Consider the following 15,781-nt stretch of genomic DNA (forward strand, 5'->3'; position numbering starts at 1 on the left):
AGTTTCCGGAGAGCGACGTCCGGTCGCAAGCCCCGGCATTTACATTCGGCCTCTTATAGGATAGGGGTCTACCCTATGCATACGAAGTCGAACAAGGATCTGCTCGCCCGCATCCGGCGCATCGCCGGCCAGGTGGCGGCCATCGAGAAGGCGATCGAGGGCGACGCCGGCTGCTCGGCGATCCTGCACCAGGTCGCCGGCGTCCGCGGTGCGGTGCGGGGCCTGATGGATCAGCTGATCGAAGACCATGTGCGCGAGCACGTGGCCAAGCCCGGCCTTTCCGATCGGCAGCGCTCGGAAGGCGCGGAAGAGCTGGTCGACGCCGTACGGCAATACACGAAATAGGACCAGCCATGACCGCTCGTTTTCATTCTGACCCCGCCTTGGGGCACGACCATGTATTTCTCGGCGATGCGCATGATGCCAATGCCCGCCGCACGCTGTGGGTCGTCGCCCTGACCGCCGCCATGATGGTCGGCGAGATCGTCGCCGGTTTCGCGTTCAACTCGATGGCGCTCCTGGCCGATGGCTTCCACATGGCGACCCATGCCGGTGCCCTCGGCGTCGCCGCGGCCGCCTATGCCTATGCGCGGCGCCATGCCCGCAGCCGTCTCTACAGCTTCGGCACCGGAAAGGTGGGCGACCTTGCCGGCTTCGCGTCGGCGCTGGTGCTGGGGATCGTCGCCCTCGGCATTGCGATCGAATCCATCGGCCGCCTCGCCGATCCGCGGCCGGTCGCCTTCATGGAGGCGACCGCGATTGGGGTCGTGGGTCTGCTGGTCAACATCGCGAGCGCCGCGTTGCTCGGCCATGCCGGTCACACGCATGACCATGACCATCATGCCGGTCACGGCCATGACCATCATGCCGGTCACGGCCATGACCATTCCGATCGGAAGCGACCGCGGGACAACAACCTCCGTTCGGCGTACATGCATGTTCTGGCGGACGCGTTGACGTCGGTCCTGGCCATCGGCGCCCTGCTCGGCGGCCGCTACCTCGGCTGGGTCTGGCTCGATCCGGTGATGGGTGTTGTCGGCGCCGTTGTCATTGCGATCTGGTCGTTGAACCTGCTGCGCGACACGTCGGCCGTGTTGCTGGATGCTTCGGACCCGGCGCTCGAGGCGGAGATCCGCGAGCAGGTCGAGGGGCCGGGCGACGCCGCGATCACCGACCTTCACCTCTGGCGGGTTGGACCGGGCGCGCATGCCGCGATCGTCAGCGTGACCGGCGCCGACAACCAGACGGTCCGGGAACGCCTGGCGCCGGTTCACGAGATCGCCCATCTGACCGTCGAGGCCAACTAGGGTTCGCGAAGAACCCGTGGCCCGATCCAAGCTCCGCGCCGGCGCGCGAAATGGCACGGGTGAAGCAGGGATTTGCGCGTCGGCTTCTCTGGGCCGCGCCGCGGGGGGCCGAGTCTGCTGTCGGCGCAATGTATGGTTCGGCCGTGCGTCGCAAGGGTGTTTCGTCGAACTGGCGGTGATAGTCCTGCATCAATGTATCCGGCATCTGATTTGAAGCGGTCGCCTCGGGCCATCATGTCGCCGACGACCGAGAACTCCATCGCGCTGCTCGGATACAAAGAACGAATACGCCGAGTGATTGATTCGGCGAATCTCACATGGGACGCTGGACGGACACCACGCGGAATCGGCGACCGTACTTGGGATACGTGTCCATCTGGGACCGCATTCTCGGCAAGGACAGCGCGCTTGAGGTCAAGCGCGGAATGAACGGCCCTGCAACGGCATGGCCGCGACAATTTTCCGGTCCCCTGGGATTGATCCCGAACCTGCGGCGGGGCAGGGGCGTAGTTCCCCTCCCCGCCAATCCGGTCCGCCGACAACCGGGTGGTGCTGAGATGCTGAGAGAATCCAGAAGCTGGAAATGGTTCGCTCAGATCCTGCTGCTCGCCGCCGCTGCTGGTCGCATCCACTACCGTTATTGCACTGAGATCGAGGCGCCTCCGCAAAATCGGCAAGCCGCGCACGCAGCTGAGTTGAGTTGAATACTATTCGGAAGGATTCTGCTCAGAAGATCCCAGATTCTCAACACGCGTCAGAAACTCTGCAGCGGTTAGGACCTCTGCATACTTCTGCTGCATGTCGAACAAGTTGGCTTCATGAGGCGCCAGCGCGCGATCCCCGACGCAATCGCTGAGCACAAAGGGCCGTAATCCGAGCTGCATTGCATCGACCACGGTGGCCCGAACGCAGCCGGAGGTGACACAGCCGCACACTGCCAACGTCTGAACGCCCTTTAAGGTCAACCACGCAGCGAGCCCTGTGTTGGCAAAAGCCGAGGGCGTGCTCTTCCGTACGACAAACTCGCCTCTTGCCGCCCGCAGCTCCGGCACCAGTGCACTCTCGCGCGCATTCTCCGTCAGGCGCAGCATTCCGGGTACTTTTTCGCAGAATATGTTGGCATCGCTGCCATCTTCGGCGAAGACGATCCGGGTATGTGCGATGGGCCATCGCTTGGCGCGCGCGTAAGCGAGGATCGGCTGAGTGGCCGAGATCGCGCTGGCAATATTGCCGCCGCCGAATACTGCAGGATCGGCAAAGCCATTGATAAAATCGATGACCAGCAGGCCGATCCGGCTGCACAACTTCAACGAACCATTGAAGCCTTGTGCCTTGTAGATATCATCTCGGTCAGTCATCCGGCCCCCGGTTAACTCATACGGACATTATTAATCGGTTGGTGAATTCTGGCAAGAAGATTGGAATCTTTCTCTTACTGTGGCAGTTATGCTGTCGAATTGAAGGGGTTGGATTGTGACGACAGGGAAAATTCGAACTTCGAAATCTCGGGGAAGGGGTCGCCCGTCGGAGCAATTGGGCATGGAGGAGCGAATTCTCGATGCAGCCGAGTGTATCTTCGCGGACAATGGTTTTTCCGAGACGACAACGCGCATGATTGCAGAGGCGAGCGGAGCGAACCAAGCCCTCATCCGGTACTACTTTGGAACGAAGGAGAAGTTGTTCGAGAAGGTCTTCAAACGCCGCGGAATGGAAATATCGGGCCGCCGCCATGTGCTGCTCGACGAACTGGAGATGGCGCCAACGGCGCCGACGGCACGTCAAATTATCGAGGCCTATTTACAACCTCAGTGGGAACTAAAGAAGAAGGGTGCAAAAAATGGCGGCGCTTTTGTGAAGTTGCAGGCGCGTCTACACAATGAACCGATCGAAGCGGCATTTAAACTGCGACGAGAAGTTTACGACCTTCCGGTCCGGCGATACATCGCTGCACTGCAGCGGGCGCTCCCCAACGTTGACCCAACCGAAGTCGCGTGGCGCATGGTTTTTCTAATCGGTACCTATCTTTACATGCTAAGCGATGTCCATCGCTTCAGCGACATCACAAATATTCGTCTGCCAAAGGACGACAAAGTGGTGCTCGACCATCTGGTCCGGTTTCTCGAGGCGGGTATGGCAGCGCCCGGGATTCCTGATGGTCGAACCAAGGGGCCCTCGACTCGCCGATAAATGCGACAAGGCGCCCGGATCGGGGGCGGACCCCCTTATGCGGTGCGCAAATGGCAACTTGTAATTCGTCAGTCGATTAATTATTCTCCGGCCGAGAAAGCTGCCGGAGCAAGACTGCATGATAACCACTTTCCGGATCGGCCAAATCGTGCCGAGCTCGAACATAACAATGGAAACCGAGATTCCGGCGATGTTGACGGCGCGTCAGCTGATTCGCCCGGAACGATTCACGTTCCATTCGGCACGCATGCGAATGAAGCATGTAACGAAGGAACAGCTGGCCGCGATGGATGCACAATCCGACCGTTGTGCGCTGGAGCTGTCGGACGCGAAGGTGGACGTCCTGGGCTATGCGTGCCTGGTAGCGATAATGTCGATGGGGCAGGGCTATCATCGTAAGAGCCAGGCACGGCTCGCGAAAGTCACCGAGGAAAACGGCGCTCCGGCCCCGGTCGTTACCAGCGCAGGGGCGCTGGTTGAGGTCCTAAGCGTGATGAAAGCGAAGAAAATCGCTGTTGTCGCGCCCTACATGAAGCCGTTGACGGCGATGGTGATCGACTACATGCAGGCGGAGGGGCTTGAAGTGGTTTCTCATCGGGCGCTTGAGATCTCGGACAATCTCAAGGTCGCGGCGCATGATCCCACGCGTCTGCCGGCCATCGTCGCGGAACTCGACACCTCGGGAGCAGATGCCATCGTTCTATCGGCCTGCGTCCAGATGCCGTCGCTTGCAAGCGTGGCGAAGGTCGAAGCACTGACGGGCAAGCCGGTGGTCAGCGCGGCGATCGCTACGACTTATCAGATGTTAAGGGCACTCGATCTGGAGCCTGTCGTCCCGGGCGCAGGTGCGCTTTTGTCGGGCGCTTACTGAAGGGGCGAACTCATGAATCCGAAGGGCTATAACGTCAACGCAAATGGAATCCGGCATCACCTGCTGCGCTACCAGGGGCCGGGGCCGACGATGCTGCTTGTGCCCGGCATCACCAGTCCGGCAGTCACTTGGGGCTTCGTCGCAGAGCGACTTTGTGCGAGCTTCGACGTGCATGTCCTGGACGTGCGTGGCCGAGGGCTTAGCCAAGCGGGCGAGTTGGACTATTCACTGGATGCTATGGCGCAGGATATTCTGGCCTTGGTGGATACCCTGGATTTCAAGAACTGTGTCGTGCTCGGGCATTCAATGGGCGCCCGAAACGCCATTCGTGCCCTGGCCGGACAAGACAGCAACCGCATCGCCGGGATTGTGCTGGTCGACCCCCCGGTCAGCGGTCCCGGCCGACGCGCCTATCCGGCAAAGCTGGACTGGTACATGGATTCCATCGCGCTCGCACAAAAGGGATGCTCCGCGCAAGACATGAAAGCCTTCTGCCCGACTTGGACGGAGGAGCAGCGCGCGTTACGCGCCGAATGGCTGCATACCTGCAATGAGGCCGCCGTGCGGATCACGTTCGCGGGATTCCACACGGACGACATCCATCATGATTTGCCGGCAATAAAGATTCCGACGCGGCTGGTTGTTGCGGGTGGCGCCACGGTGATCGGCCCTGACGATATCAGCGAGATCAGATCTCTTTTACCGTCGATCGAGGTCCGCACCGTCGAAGGTGCTGGGCATATGATCCCTTGGGACAATTTGGAAGGATTTCTCGACGCAGTCATGGATTTCACTCCGCGGCTTGACTGATGACTCCGTTGAATTTCGTGGTGAGTTGACACGGCATCGACATTTGGACCGCGCATCAGAGGAAAGACCCATGGACGCCAACGGGATGACGGAGATTTGCCTGCACCAACTCACGCTCAGCGGCGTGCGCGAGGGTGAGCGCGTGATCGTACTGTCTCAGGGAAACCAGCGCATCGACTACGCCGATGCATTCCTGGCGGCTGGTCAACGCCTTGGTGCAATCACGTATCATATGCGGCTCCCAGCTCCCATCCCCACCGACGGGACCTGGTCTGTCGGCAAGACGGGATTGGCCGCCAATCCCGAGGCGGTCGAGGCGCTCAAGCAAGCGGATATGGTGGTTGACCTCATCTTTCTGCTGTTCAGTCCGGAGCAGATGGCGATCCAGGCTTCCGGTACCCGCGTCCTGACGGCTGTCGAGCCGGCGCCCTTGTTGGCAAGACTGCCGCCCACAACGGCGTTGCGCGAACGAGTCGAGATCGGCGCAGAACTTTTGGCGAAGGCCGGAACAATGCGGATTACGTCGAAGCATGGCACCGATGTCACGTACAAGATCGGCATGTACCCGACGGTAGCTGAATACGGTTATACCGATCAGCCTGGTCGCTGGGATCACTGGCCGGCGGCTTTCGTTTTCACCGGAGGCGCCGATGACGGCGTAGATGGGCAGATCGTGCTGGCACCCGGAGATGTCGTGTTGCCGTTCAATACCTACGTCCGCGAGCCCGTGACCTACACGATCGAAAAGGGATGGATCACCGATATTCGCGGCGGTTTAGAAGCGGAGCTGATCAAGAGCTATATGGCCGAGTTCAGGGATCCCCGAGGCTTCGGCATGAGTCATGTGGGGTGGGGTCTGGATCATCGTGCTCAATGGCACGGTCTCACCCAATTCCCCGGCGGCATGGGGATGGAGTTGCGCTCCTTCTATGGGAACGTGATGTTTTCCACCGGGCCGAACAATGAGCTGGGCGGGACGAACAATACGCCTTGCCATCTCGACATTCCGATGCGCGGCTGTTCCTTGTTTCTCGACGATGAGCCGATCGTTCTCGATGGCGACATTGCCGTTAAGGAGATGCAACAGCGCTGAGGCCGATTCATGTCATCGGCGCCCGACTGGCATCGTTGTTCGCTTCAATCAGGCGGTAAAGGATGTCCAGAAAATATTTGCGTTCTTTAATCGTCAACGGCGCGATCAATCTTTCCTGGGCGCGCTGCATCGCGGGGCGCAGATTGCGAACCATCGCTCTTCCCGCTCGCGTGATTTCCACGATCTTTGCGCGACGATCGGTCTTCGATACCTGCCGGCTCACCAATCCGCGGCCGACCAGCCGCCTGATGACATCCGCACCGCTCACGCGATCTACGCCGACAGCCATTGAAAGGCTGAGCTGATCCAGGCCGCTGTTCTTCTCGAGTATGGAAAGGACCGCATATTGTACGGCTGTCAGATCGCACTCGGAAAACTCTTCGGCAAACAACCCGACGTGAATTTGATGCAGTCGTCGGATCAGGAAACCTGGCCTGTCCCAGAGATCGTCGTACTCCGAGGATGGTCCCAAGATTGTCTGGTTCATCGTGAGCTCCATGTGCCGGGTGAGTCGAGCAAATTTCTAATGGTCGGCCGCGGTGATGTTGCCAACACACAAAATAGGACGTACGCTTCGTATATAGAAACCGTCGCGACTTCAAGTCTTAACAGCGGTTCTCAGGTCGCGTCATCAGGGAGTTGCCCAGTATGACTACGGGAATCGGGGATCGTGTGCCACGCAAAGAAGATGCGAGACACCTTTTCGGCAAAGCTATGTTCGTTGGCGACATAAAGATGCCGCGGTTGTGGGAAGCGGCCTTCCTTCGCAGCCCAGTGGCGCATGCCAAGATCCGCAAGATCGTTAAGCCGGCCGGTCTCGAGTCACAAGTCTTTGCTGCCGAAGACATGCCCGATCTCCTGCCGATGCGCGCGCGGTCGACACTGCCTACCTACCGTATCTCCAACTATCCGGCGCTCGCCCGCGAGAAGGTTCGTTTCGTCGGCGAATGCGTGGCGATCTGCATCGCTCCCACACGAGCCGAGGCGGAAGATATCGCTGAACGGGTGGAGCTGGAACTCGATCCTCTGGAACCCATCATATGCGCGAAGGATGCGCTGAAGCCCGACGCGGGAAGGATACACGACGAGTGGGAAGACAATCTCTTTCTCAGAACGGTGCATCCCGGAAATATCGACGCCGCTCGTCAGAACGCCGCGGTCGTCATCGAGCGCGAGTTCGTTACTGCGCGGCAATGCATGAGCCCGATGGAAGGCAAAGGCGCGCTCGCCTACTGGGATGCGCGGGCCGACCAGCTGGTTGTCTACACATCGACCCAGGTTCCGCATCTAATAAGAACCGGCCTCGCCGATTTCCTTCAGCTCAGCCAGGGACAGGTGCGGGTCATAGCGCCGGACGTCGGCGGCGGTTTCGGATACAAATGCGTACTTCAGCCTGAAGAATTGTCGGTGTCATGGGTCGCGCGAAAAATCGGTCGCCCGATCCGCTGGACCGAAGATCGCCGCGAACATCTGGTGGCCGGCGCCAACACGCGTGAGCACCACTACAAGATTACGGCCTACGCCGACGCAACCGGGCGCTTGTTGGCCATGGACGCTGATGTGACCGTCGACATCGGCGCCTACTCCGTCTGGCCGTTCACGGCATGCCTCGAGGCTGCACAAGCAGGCGGCAATCTGCCAGGCCCATACGTGCTCGCGAACTATTCCTGTCGGACATATTCCGTGGCTACAAACAAGCCGGCATTTACGCCTTATAGAGGCGTAGCCCGACCTGGCGTCTGTTTCGCAATGGAACTGACCATGGATGCCATCGCGCGCGCCGTTGGCCGCGAGCCGCTGGAAGTACGGTTAGAAAATCTAGTGCCTCCTGCCGCGATGCCATACACGAATGTGACGAAGAAGTTCTACGATTCCGGCGACTATCCGGCAGCCGCGAAGGCGGCTGCCGATATGATCGATCTCATGAGCTTTCGGACCCGCCAGGCGGATGCCCGCGCGCAAGGCCGCTACCTCGGACTGGGACTCAGCTGCTTTACCGAACAATCGGCGCATGGCACCAAGGTCTTCGCGTCGTGGGGGCTGCCGCTGGTGCCGGGCTACGAGCAGGCCATGGTCAAGATCACGCCATCGGGCTCGATAGAGGTCCGGTCGGGCAATCAAGGATTCGGACAAGGATTAGAGACGACCTTGGCTCAGGTCGCGAGCGAATGGCTGACCGTGGACGTTTCTCAAATCAAGGTGACCATGGGCGACACCGCGACCACCCCGTATTCGACCGGCGCCTATGCGTCGCGGGGCATGGTCATGGCCGGCGGAGCCGTATCCAAGGCCGCGGAGGAGCTGGCTAGGCGCGTGCGCATCCATGCCGCACACCTCCTGCAATGCAAACCGGATAACATCGTTCTGCGAGACGGCGCCGCCTTCCACGGCGCCACCTCGGTGACCTTGGCCGAGATTGCCTACGCATGGTATTTGCGCCCAGATCAGCTCGCCAGCGACGTCAACACACAAGGCCTCGAAGTGACCGAAGGCTACAAGCCCGATGTTGACAGTGGCGTCTTCACCTACGCCACTCATGCCGCGACAGTCGAAGTGGATGTCGAGACCGGGCAGACCCGGATACTCGATTACGTGATCTTCGAGGACTGCGGGCGGCGCGTGAACCCTTTGATCCTCGAGGGGCAGGCCTATGGGGGCGCCGCGCAGGGGATCGGCAGCGCACTGTTCGAGGAGGTGCTCTACGATTCGGCTGGACAGCCGCTGACGTCCACTTTCGCCGATTACATTCTACCAGGTCCGGCGGAGTTGCCGCAATTCCGGCTTGGGCATGCCGAGACACTCTCGCCCTACACTCGACATGGCATTAAGGGGGTGGGCGAAGGCGCGGCGATTGCGCCCGGCGGAGCCATTGTCAACGCAATCAATGACGCGCTCTCGCCGCTTGGCGTGGAAATCAACCAGATCCCAGCCACACCTGACCGCGTCTTGGCGGCGATCATCAAAAGCAAGGGGCGCGAAAGGAGCGCCGCATGAAGCCCGTCGCATTTGAGTATCAGATGGCCGACAGCGCCAAAGAGGCGGCGCAGGTGGCAGCCAAGCCGCAAAGCGGCGCGAAATTCATTGCGGGTGGTCAATCCCTCGGCCCGATGCTCAATCTTCGTCTTGCCAGGCCCCAGCGGCTGCTCGACCTGACGAAGGCCAGCGATCTCGCGCGCATCGAGCGAAGCGGAGACAGCATCCGGATCGGGGCGGGAGTTTCGCATGCGCGGATAGAGGACGGCGAGGGGCCTGATGGCTTGCCGCCGCTGCTCCCTTATGTTGCGCGCGGCATCGCCTATCGTGCGGTGCGAAATCGCGGCACCGTCGGCGGAAGCCTCGCTCACGCGGACCCGGCCGCGGACTGGATTGCGACGATGACGGTGCTGAACGCAAAGGTCGAAGCAGTTTCTTACGACAATCGCCAGCGCCTAAGATCGAGACAGATCGCAATGGCCGACTTCATGCTGGGCGGCTTCCGTACGGCTCTCGGCGCTGATGAACTTATCGCGGCTGTGGAAGTGCCGGCCTGGAGTGGTGGCGAGCGCTGGGGATATTACAAGATCTGCCGCAAGGTCGGTGAGTTCGCGGATGCGATCGGCGCCGTCGTCATCGATCCGCGACGTTCATATGCCTGCGTGGTCGCCGGCGCCACAGGCGGGGCGCCTATTATCCTGGACGAGCTGGCGTTTGAATTGGCCCGCACGGCGCGCCCGCTGCCGGATCCCCGCGTTCGTGACGCCGTCGCGGCCGGATTGGCCGGCTTCGGCGACGACGTGAAGCTCCAGAAGCTCGTTGTTGCCTTGCAGCGAGCGATCAGCAAGGTCCTGCCCCAATGATTGTCAGGATGAATGTGAACGGCGAGCAATGCACGCTTGATGTCTCCCCCCGCACACAGCTTGCAGAAATGCTGCGCGACCATCTCGATCTGACCGCGACGCATCTTGGCTGCGAACACGGCGTCTGTGGCGCCTGCACGGTCATGCTCAATGGGAGCCCGGTTCGGTCTTGCATCGCGTTCGCCGGTTCGTGCGACGGCGCGAAGGTCGAGACGATCGAGGGCTATGTCGGCGATGCCTCGATGGACCTTCTTCGCGAGGCATTCGCGCGACATCACGCGCTGCAATGCGGCTTCTGCACACCAGGCATGCTGGCAACGGCGCGTGATCTGGTCGCGCGACTGCCGGACGCCGATGAAACGCGCATCCGCAATGAGTTGAGCGGCAATCTCTGCCGCTGCACCGGATACATCGGTATCGTCCACGCAATCCAAGAAGTGATCGGACGGCGTAACGAGCTCGGAATCGAGCCGATACTGCCGCGGCAGCCGGATGCAGTGCAGCCGCGCGGTTTTGGGCCATTCGAAGCCAAAGGCGTCAGGCGCAAGAGCACCGATATCGCCGCTGGCGGTAAAGTAAGGCTGGAGAGGGGGTGGACCGTTGTCGAGCGCGAGGTAGGACTTGCGCATGATGCCGAGGCCGTCTGGAGGCATTTCAGCGACTTGCACGCGGTCGCCCGCTGCCTGCCGGGCGCAGTCTTAAGAGACGTCGCGGGCGAAACCTTCTCCGGGTGGATGGAGGTTCGCTTCGGCCTAATCTCGGCGAAGTTCGAGGGTGAAGGAACGTTCGGTTTCGATCATGCGAACCGGAGTGGTGAACTGACGGCTCATGGCAAGGATAAGGGCGGTCAATCCAACGTAACCGGCAACATGAAGTATCAGGTCCAAGGCGACAGGCAGTCCGGCAAGTCTCGCGTGAGCGTGATATTGCGGTTTCGCATCGAGGGCAGTTTGGCGCAATTCAACCGACCGGAACTCGTAACCGGCTTCGTCGATTTTCTCCTGGCCCAATTCGTCGCCAATTGCGACGCCGTATTGTCAGGCGGCACGGTGCGTTCCGGTGGGGTGAGTGCTTTCGCCCTCGGCAAGGCGGTGCTGATTGGATTGCTGCGCAATCTCTTCAGACGGAAGTAGACACGTCTAGGGTATAAATTTCTTCTTGCGAATAATTATAAAGGAAGCATACTTCGTATTCAAGCAATCGCCCGCGCCTAAGCCCTAGTTCAGCACGGAGGCCATCGATAATGGTCAAGACCGGTAAGATCGCGTTTGAAGAGCACTTCATGGCGCCGGGTTTCGAGAAACATTCGCTGAACTTCATTCGGCATCTGTCCGCGGAAACCGCAGCGACCCTCAATAGGCGCCTGAACGATTTCCATCACGAGCGGATCGACGAGATGGACCGGGGAGGGATCAGCTACGCGATCCTCTCCCTCACTGGGCCCGGCGTCCAGGGCGAAGACGGTTCGCCGACGCAAGCCGCCGAGCGCGCCAACGATTTTCTGGCGCGCCAAATCGAATCCCGGCCGGATCGACTAGGCGGCTTCGCCGCGTTGCCTATGCAGGATCCCAAAGCGGCTATCGCGGAATTAGAGCGCTGCGTCCGGCAGCTCGGCTTCAAAGGCTGTCTGGTCAACGGTCACACGGCAGGCGTCTACTATGATGACGTCAAGTATGATGTCTTCTGGGAGGCTCTGCAGGCGCTCGACGTGCCCTTCTATCTTCATCCGGCCAATGCCTACCGGAACCCTTACGTCCTCGAGGGCCATCCGGAACTGTTTGCCGCAAGCTGGGGCTGGGGGGTCGAGACCGGGAGCCATGCCTTGCGGCTGCTGTTCGGGGGCGTGTTCGACCGCTTTCCACGGATCAAGGTCATTCTCGGCCATATGGGAGAGGGACTTCCCTTCCTCCGCTGGCGCTTCGACAGTCGCTTTGCCGCTTATCCCATGGGCGTGTCGTTGAAGAGAACTCCGTCTGAATATTTTGGCAGCAACATTCTCATCACCACGTCCGGTGTCTGCTCGCACCCGGCTCTCATCGGAGCGATCGGGGAAATGGGCGCTGAAGCTGTGATGTTTTCGGTCGACTATCCATACGAGAACACCAAGACAGCGGCCGATTTCATCGAGACAGCGCCAATCGACGCGGCGACCCGCGATCTCGTTTGCCGCGGGAACGCGGCCCGGCTTTTCAAGCTGTCGATGGGAAGCTAGGAAAGGAGACCCGGAATGCCATGGTTTGCGACAATACCCTTGGCGACGCTTAAGGAGAAAAGGGTTATTCCGGTAGAAGTCGACGGCCTGCGCCTGGCGCTCTTTGATCTCGAGGACGGCGTCTATGCGACGAGCAATGTCTGTACTCATCAGTTTGCGCTGCTGACCGATGGATTTGTCGAGAACGGCTGCGTGGAATGCCCGCTACATCAGGGCCTTTTCGATATTCGCACGGGAAAGGCGCAAGGAAGCCCGGTTACCAAGGACATCACGACTTATCCGGTCAAAATCGAAAATGGCATCGTACATGTCGATGTCACTCCAAATGCGCCGCACGGGATAGCAGCGCCACCCGCCATGAAAGCAGGCCGCGCCTACGGCCGCCTTGTTGTCATTGGAGCAGGTCAGGCCGGAGCACAGGTGGCGTCAACCGCGCGCGAGCACGGGTTTGCCGGTTGGATCACGATCATCGGCGATGAGGCAGAGCTTCCCTATGAACGGCCACCATTGTCCAAGGATTTCCTTCTTGGCAAATGCACGCTGGAAGACGCGCGCGTGTTCAAGGCGGTCGATCAGCAGAAGCTCGATATCGACCTTCGCACTGGGGTCGCCGCAACCGGAATCGATCGCGCGGTACGGCGCGTGACGCTGTCGACTGGAGAGGCGATAGAATACGATACCCTCGTCATCGCAACCGGCGCCAGGCCGCGGACACTGGCGATCCTGGGTGCGGAAAGAGAGGGCGTCCATCTTTTGCGCACCGGGGACGACGCGGCGGCCCTGAGCGCGGGTTTGTGCGCGGCATCGCGTGTCGTGGTCATCGGGGGTGGATTCATCGGCATGGAGATCGCTTCCAGCGCCCGGACACTGGGTAAGGACGTTACCGTTCTGGAAAGCCAGTCTCGCCTGATGACGCGCGTTCTGCCCGAGCCGGCGGCAGCGCACTTGGCTGGAATAGCAAGGAGTGCCGGGGTCGAGATCAAGACCGGTGTGGGCGTTGCACGCATAGACGGTGATGAGAATGGCGTGACGGCGGTCGTTCTGACCGACGGAGCCGTCTTGCCGGCGGACGTCGTGATTATCGGCGTAGGCGCCATACCCAATACGGAATTGGCGATTGCAAGCGGGCTCACGGTCGAGAGTGGCATTGTCGTCGATCATGAGGGCAGAACAAGTGACCCGCTGATCTTTGCAGTCGGCGATGCGGCGTCGCGGCGCGATCCGGCGACCGGCGCGCTCCTTCGACTTGAATCGTGGCAAAACGCCAAGAACTCCGCCATCAAGGTAGGGCGCCTCATCGCCGGGACGAGCGGGGGCGCAGATGAGGTTCCCTGGTTCTGGTCGGATCAGTTCGGACGGTCGATCCAGATCGTGGGTATTCTTGGATCGAACGACGAGACCGTGGTCAGGCCATCCGCCCACGGGCCGAGCTTTTTCTGTATCGCACCGGACGGCAAGCTTGCGGGCGCGGTCACCTTCGGCGATGCCGCCGCGCTCCGTCTGGCGCGCGAACTTCTGGAAAGCGGAACGCGCGACGCTCGCAATGCGCTCGCACATGGATCCCATGAAATGACGCTACCGAGATCACCCGCCAATGCGATTAGGAACTCCAAGATGGAACACGCTGCCAGCCTGGAACAGCGCTATGTGTGGCCGAATACCGGACTCACGACCATACCGGATTGGGTTTATACAAGCGAAGAGATCTACAAGCGCGAGGTCGAGCGCATTTTTCATGGACGCACCTGGAATTTCGTGGGGCTCGAAGCCGAGTTGCCGAATGCAGGTGATTACATGCGCTCGAGCGTGGGACCGACCCCGGTGGTGGTGACGCGCGCCGAGGACGGTTCCATCAACGTGTTTGAGAACCGCTGCGCTCATCGTGCCGCCGAATTCTGCCGCGAGCTGCGCGGCAACGCTGCCGAAATCGTATGTCCCTATCACCAATGGAGCTACGATATGAAGGGGAACCTTAAGGGCGTTCCATTCAGGCGCGGCGTCGCGGGACAGGGTGGGATGGGAAAAGACTTCTCTCCCGAGGAGCACGGGCTGCGCAAGCTCTTTGTCACCACGCGAAACGGCGTCATTTTCGCATCGTATCAAGCGGAGATGGAATCGATCGAAGACTATCTCGGCGAAGAAATGCTCAAGGACTTCGACGCCGTCTTCAATGGCCGCAAGCTGAAGATTCTCGGTTACTACCGACACACGCTGCTCGGCAACTGGAAGCTCTATCCTGAAAATCTCAAGGACCCGTATCACGCAACTCTATTGCATACTTTCCTCGTGACGTTTGGGCTGCTCGTCGCGGGTAACAAGTCGGCGATGATCGTCGACCCGCGAGGCCGGCACTCGACCATGGCCTCGGCGAAAAGCGACTCCGGAAACGTTGCGGACGAAAACAAGAAAGAGATGCGGGCCTATCGCGAAGGTATGACTCTCCAGGATCCGCGGTTGATGGATTTCATACCGGAGTTCGAGTCGCCATGGTCGGTAACGATGCAGGTGATATGGCCGAACCTGATCGTGCAACGTGAGATGAATACATTGGGCGTACGTCATATCATCCCGAAAGGCCCCAACGATTTCATCATGACCTGGACCATGTTCGGTTACGAAGGCGATGATGATGAGACCACGCGCCATCGTCTGCGGCAGGGTAACCTCATGGGGCCGGCCGGATTTCTTGGCGTCGAAGACAACGAGGCAATTAAATTCGTACAGGACGGGATGCTGAACGCAACCCCGGACCGGCACTATGTCGCGCTGGATCCTGCAGTGGAGGCAGGCAGTTCGGACACGCTGATCTCAGAGGCAGCGATCCGGGCCATGTACCAACACTGGCGGCAGGAGATGGGGCTGTGATCAATCCAGTTTTCCTGCGGGCGCACGCCAATCGGGCAGCGTTCCGGGAAGCGCGATGGGAAATCGAAGAATTCAACGCGGAGTATTGTGCAGTTCTTGACGACGGGAGGCTTGAAGATTGGCCGCACTTCTTCGAGAGGGATGCATTCTATAACATCACATCCCGTGAGAATTACGATCGCGGCCTACCTGTTGGGCTCGTCTATTGCGAGGGCCAAGCGATGCTTTTCGACCGCGCATTGGCGATCACGCGGACTACGATGTTCGGGCCCCGTTATCTGCGGCACTACCTGGCCAACACGCGGGTGACTGACATCGATGAGGCGGGCGGCCTTATTTCCTCGGAGACGAATTACATCCTGATCGAAACGGTGGCCGACTCGCCGTACGGCCGTTTGCATCAGGCGGGTCGCATGCTGGACAAGTTTGCACGCCAGCCGGATGGCCGCCTGCTGCTGCGCAGCCGCATCTGCGTTTACGACACATTGCTTGTGAATAACGCGCTGGTTCTTCCGGTTTGAGAATCCCCAACCACGCCGAACTGCCTGCACCCCCTGGTTGCGCTCCTGACGCGGGTCAGCCCGCGCTAAGAACGCAGAG

General features: G+C 60.3%; 15 protein-coding genes. 13 read left to right on the forward strand and 2 right to left on the reverse strand.

Annotation, left to right across the window (positions count from 1 at the left end):
* Positions 1-75 precede the first annotated feature (75 nt).
* The 3 genes from ACH2CY_RS01295 (at position 76) to ACH2CY_RS01305 (ending at position 2,011) form a co-directional block, all read left to right on the forward strand.
* Positions 76-345 (forward strand): metal/formaldehyde-sensitive transcriptional repressor, encoded by a 270-nt coding sequence (locus tag ACH2CY_RS01295; RefSeq protein WP_395015055.1) that lies wholly within the window; start codon positions 76-78, stop codon positions 343-345.
* Positions 346-353: 8 nt separating this feature from the next.
* Entirely contained in the window at positions 354-1,307 is a 954-nt protein-coding gene (gene dmeF, locus ACH2CY_RS01300; protein ID WP_395015058.1) for a CDF family Co(II)/Ni(II) efflux transporter DmeF, read from the forward strand.
* Between the two features lie 368 nt (positions 1,308-1,675).
* A complete protein-coding gene (locus tag ACH2CY_RS01305; protein ID WP_395015059.1) occupies positions 1,676-2,011 on the forward strand; it encodes a hypothetical protein in 336 nt (111 codons plus the stop codon).
* Positions 2,012-2,014: 3 nt separating this feature from the next.
* Here the strand turns inward: ACH2CY_RS01305 and ACH2CY_RS01310 are convergent, their stop codons facing one another.
* Positions 2,015-2,665, reverse strand: coding sequence for an isochorismatase family protein (locus ACH2CY_RS01310; RefSeq protein ID WP_395015062.1), 651 nt, complete (start codon positions 2,663-2,665; stop codon positions 2,015-2,017).
* A gap of 181 nt (positions 2,666-2,846) precedes the next feature.
* Here ACH2CY_RS01310 and ACH2CY_RS01315 point away from each other — a divergent pair, with 181 nt between their 5' ends.
* From ACH2CY_RS01315 to ACH2CY_RS01330, 4 genes are all read left to right on the forward strand, one after another.
* Positions 2,847-3,494, forward strand: coding sequence for a TetR/AcrR family transcriptional regulator (locus tag ACH2CY_RS01315; protein ID WP_395015064.1), 648 nt, complete (start codon positions 2,847-2,849; stop codon positions 3,492-3,494).
* A gap of 118 nt (positions 3,495-3,612) precedes the next feature.
* Entirely contained in the window at positions 3,613-4,365 is a 753-nt protein-coding gene (locus tag ACH2CY_RS01320) for an Asp/Glu racemase (RefSeq protein ID WP_395015067.1), read from the forward strand.
* Positions 4,366-4,377: 12 nt separating this feature from the next.
* Complete coding sequence (locus tag ACH2CY_RS01325) at positions 4,378-5,175, forward strand: alpha/beta fold hydrolase (protein WP_395015070.1); 798 nt, start codon at positions 4,378-4,380, stop codon at positions 5,173-5,175.
* Between the two features lie 70 nt (positions 5,176-5,245).
* Entirely contained in the window at positions 5,246-6,268 is a 1,023-nt protein-coding gene (locus tag ACH2CY_RS01330) for a leucyl aminopeptidase (RefSeq protein ID WP_395015072.1), read from the forward strand.
* A gap of 7 nt (positions 6,269-6,275) precedes the next feature.
* Here the strand turns inward: ACH2CY_RS01330 and ACH2CY_RS01335 are convergent, their stop codons facing one another.
* Positions 6,276-6,755: a MarR family winged helix-turn-helix transcriptional regulator gene (locus tag ACH2CY_RS01335; protein ID WP_395015074.1), complete on the reverse strand. Its 480-nt coding sequence runs from the start codon at positions 6,753-6,755 to the stop codon at positions 6,276-6,278.
* 161 nt (positions 6,756-6,916) lie between these two features.
* Here ACH2CY_RS01335 and ACH2CY_RS01340 point away from each other — a divergent pair, with 161 nt between their 5' ends.
* The 6 genes from ACH2CY_RS01340 (at position 6,917) to ACH2CY_RS01365 (ending at position 15,702) form a co-directional block, all read left to right on the forward strand.
* Positions 6,917-9,262, forward strand: a complete 2,346-nt coding sequence (locus tag ACH2CY_RS01340) for a xanthine dehydrogenase family protein molybdopterin-binding subunit (RefSeq protein WP_395015076.1) — start codon at positions 6,917-6,919, stop codon at positions 9,260-9,262.
* Positions 9,259-10,104, forward strand: coding sequence for an FAD binding domain-containing protein (locus ACH2CY_RS01345; RefSeq protein WP_395015078.1), 846 nt, complete (start codon positions 9,259-9,261; stop codon positions 10,102-10,104). Before ACH2CY_RS01340 ends, ACH2CY_RS01345 begins: the two co-directional genes overlap by 4 nt.
* A gap of 8 nt (positions 10,105-10,112) precedes the next feature.
* Complete coding sequence (locus ACH2CY_RS01350; RefSeq protein ID WP_395015080.1) at positions 10,113-11,237, forward strand: 2Fe-2S iron-sulfur cluster-binding protein; 1,125 nt, start codon at positions 10,113-10,115, stop codon at positions 11,235-11,237.
* A 110-nt stretch (positions 11,238-11,347) separates the two neighbouring features.
* Positions 11,348-12,316 (forward strand): amidohydrolase family protein, encoded by a 969-nt coding sequence (locus tag ACH2CY_RS01355; protein ID WP_395015082.1) that lies wholly within the window; start codon positions 11,348-11,350, stop codon positions 12,314-12,316.
* Positions 12,317-12,331: 15 nt separating this feature from the next.
* Entirely contained in the window at positions 12,332-15,181 is a 2,850-nt protein-coding gene (locus ACH2CY_RS01360) for an FAD-dependent oxidoreductase (protein ID WP_395015084.1), read from the forward strand.
* The gene (locus ACH2CY_RS01365) at positions 15,178-15,702 is read left to right on the forward strand and encodes an aromatic-ring-hydroxylating dioxygenase subunit beta (protein ID WP_395015087.1); all 525 of its coding nucleotides are present in this window, start codon (positions 15,178-15,180) and stop codon (positions 15,700-15,702) included. Before ACH2CY_RS01360 ends, ACH2CY_RS01365 begins: the two co-directional genes overlap by 4 nt.
* Positions 15,703-15,781: the final 79 nt, after the last annotated feature.

The organism is Dongia sp. (genome assembly GCF_041905885.1).
GTDB lineage: Bacteria > Pseudomonadota > Alphaproteobacteria > Dongiales > Dongiaceae > Dongia.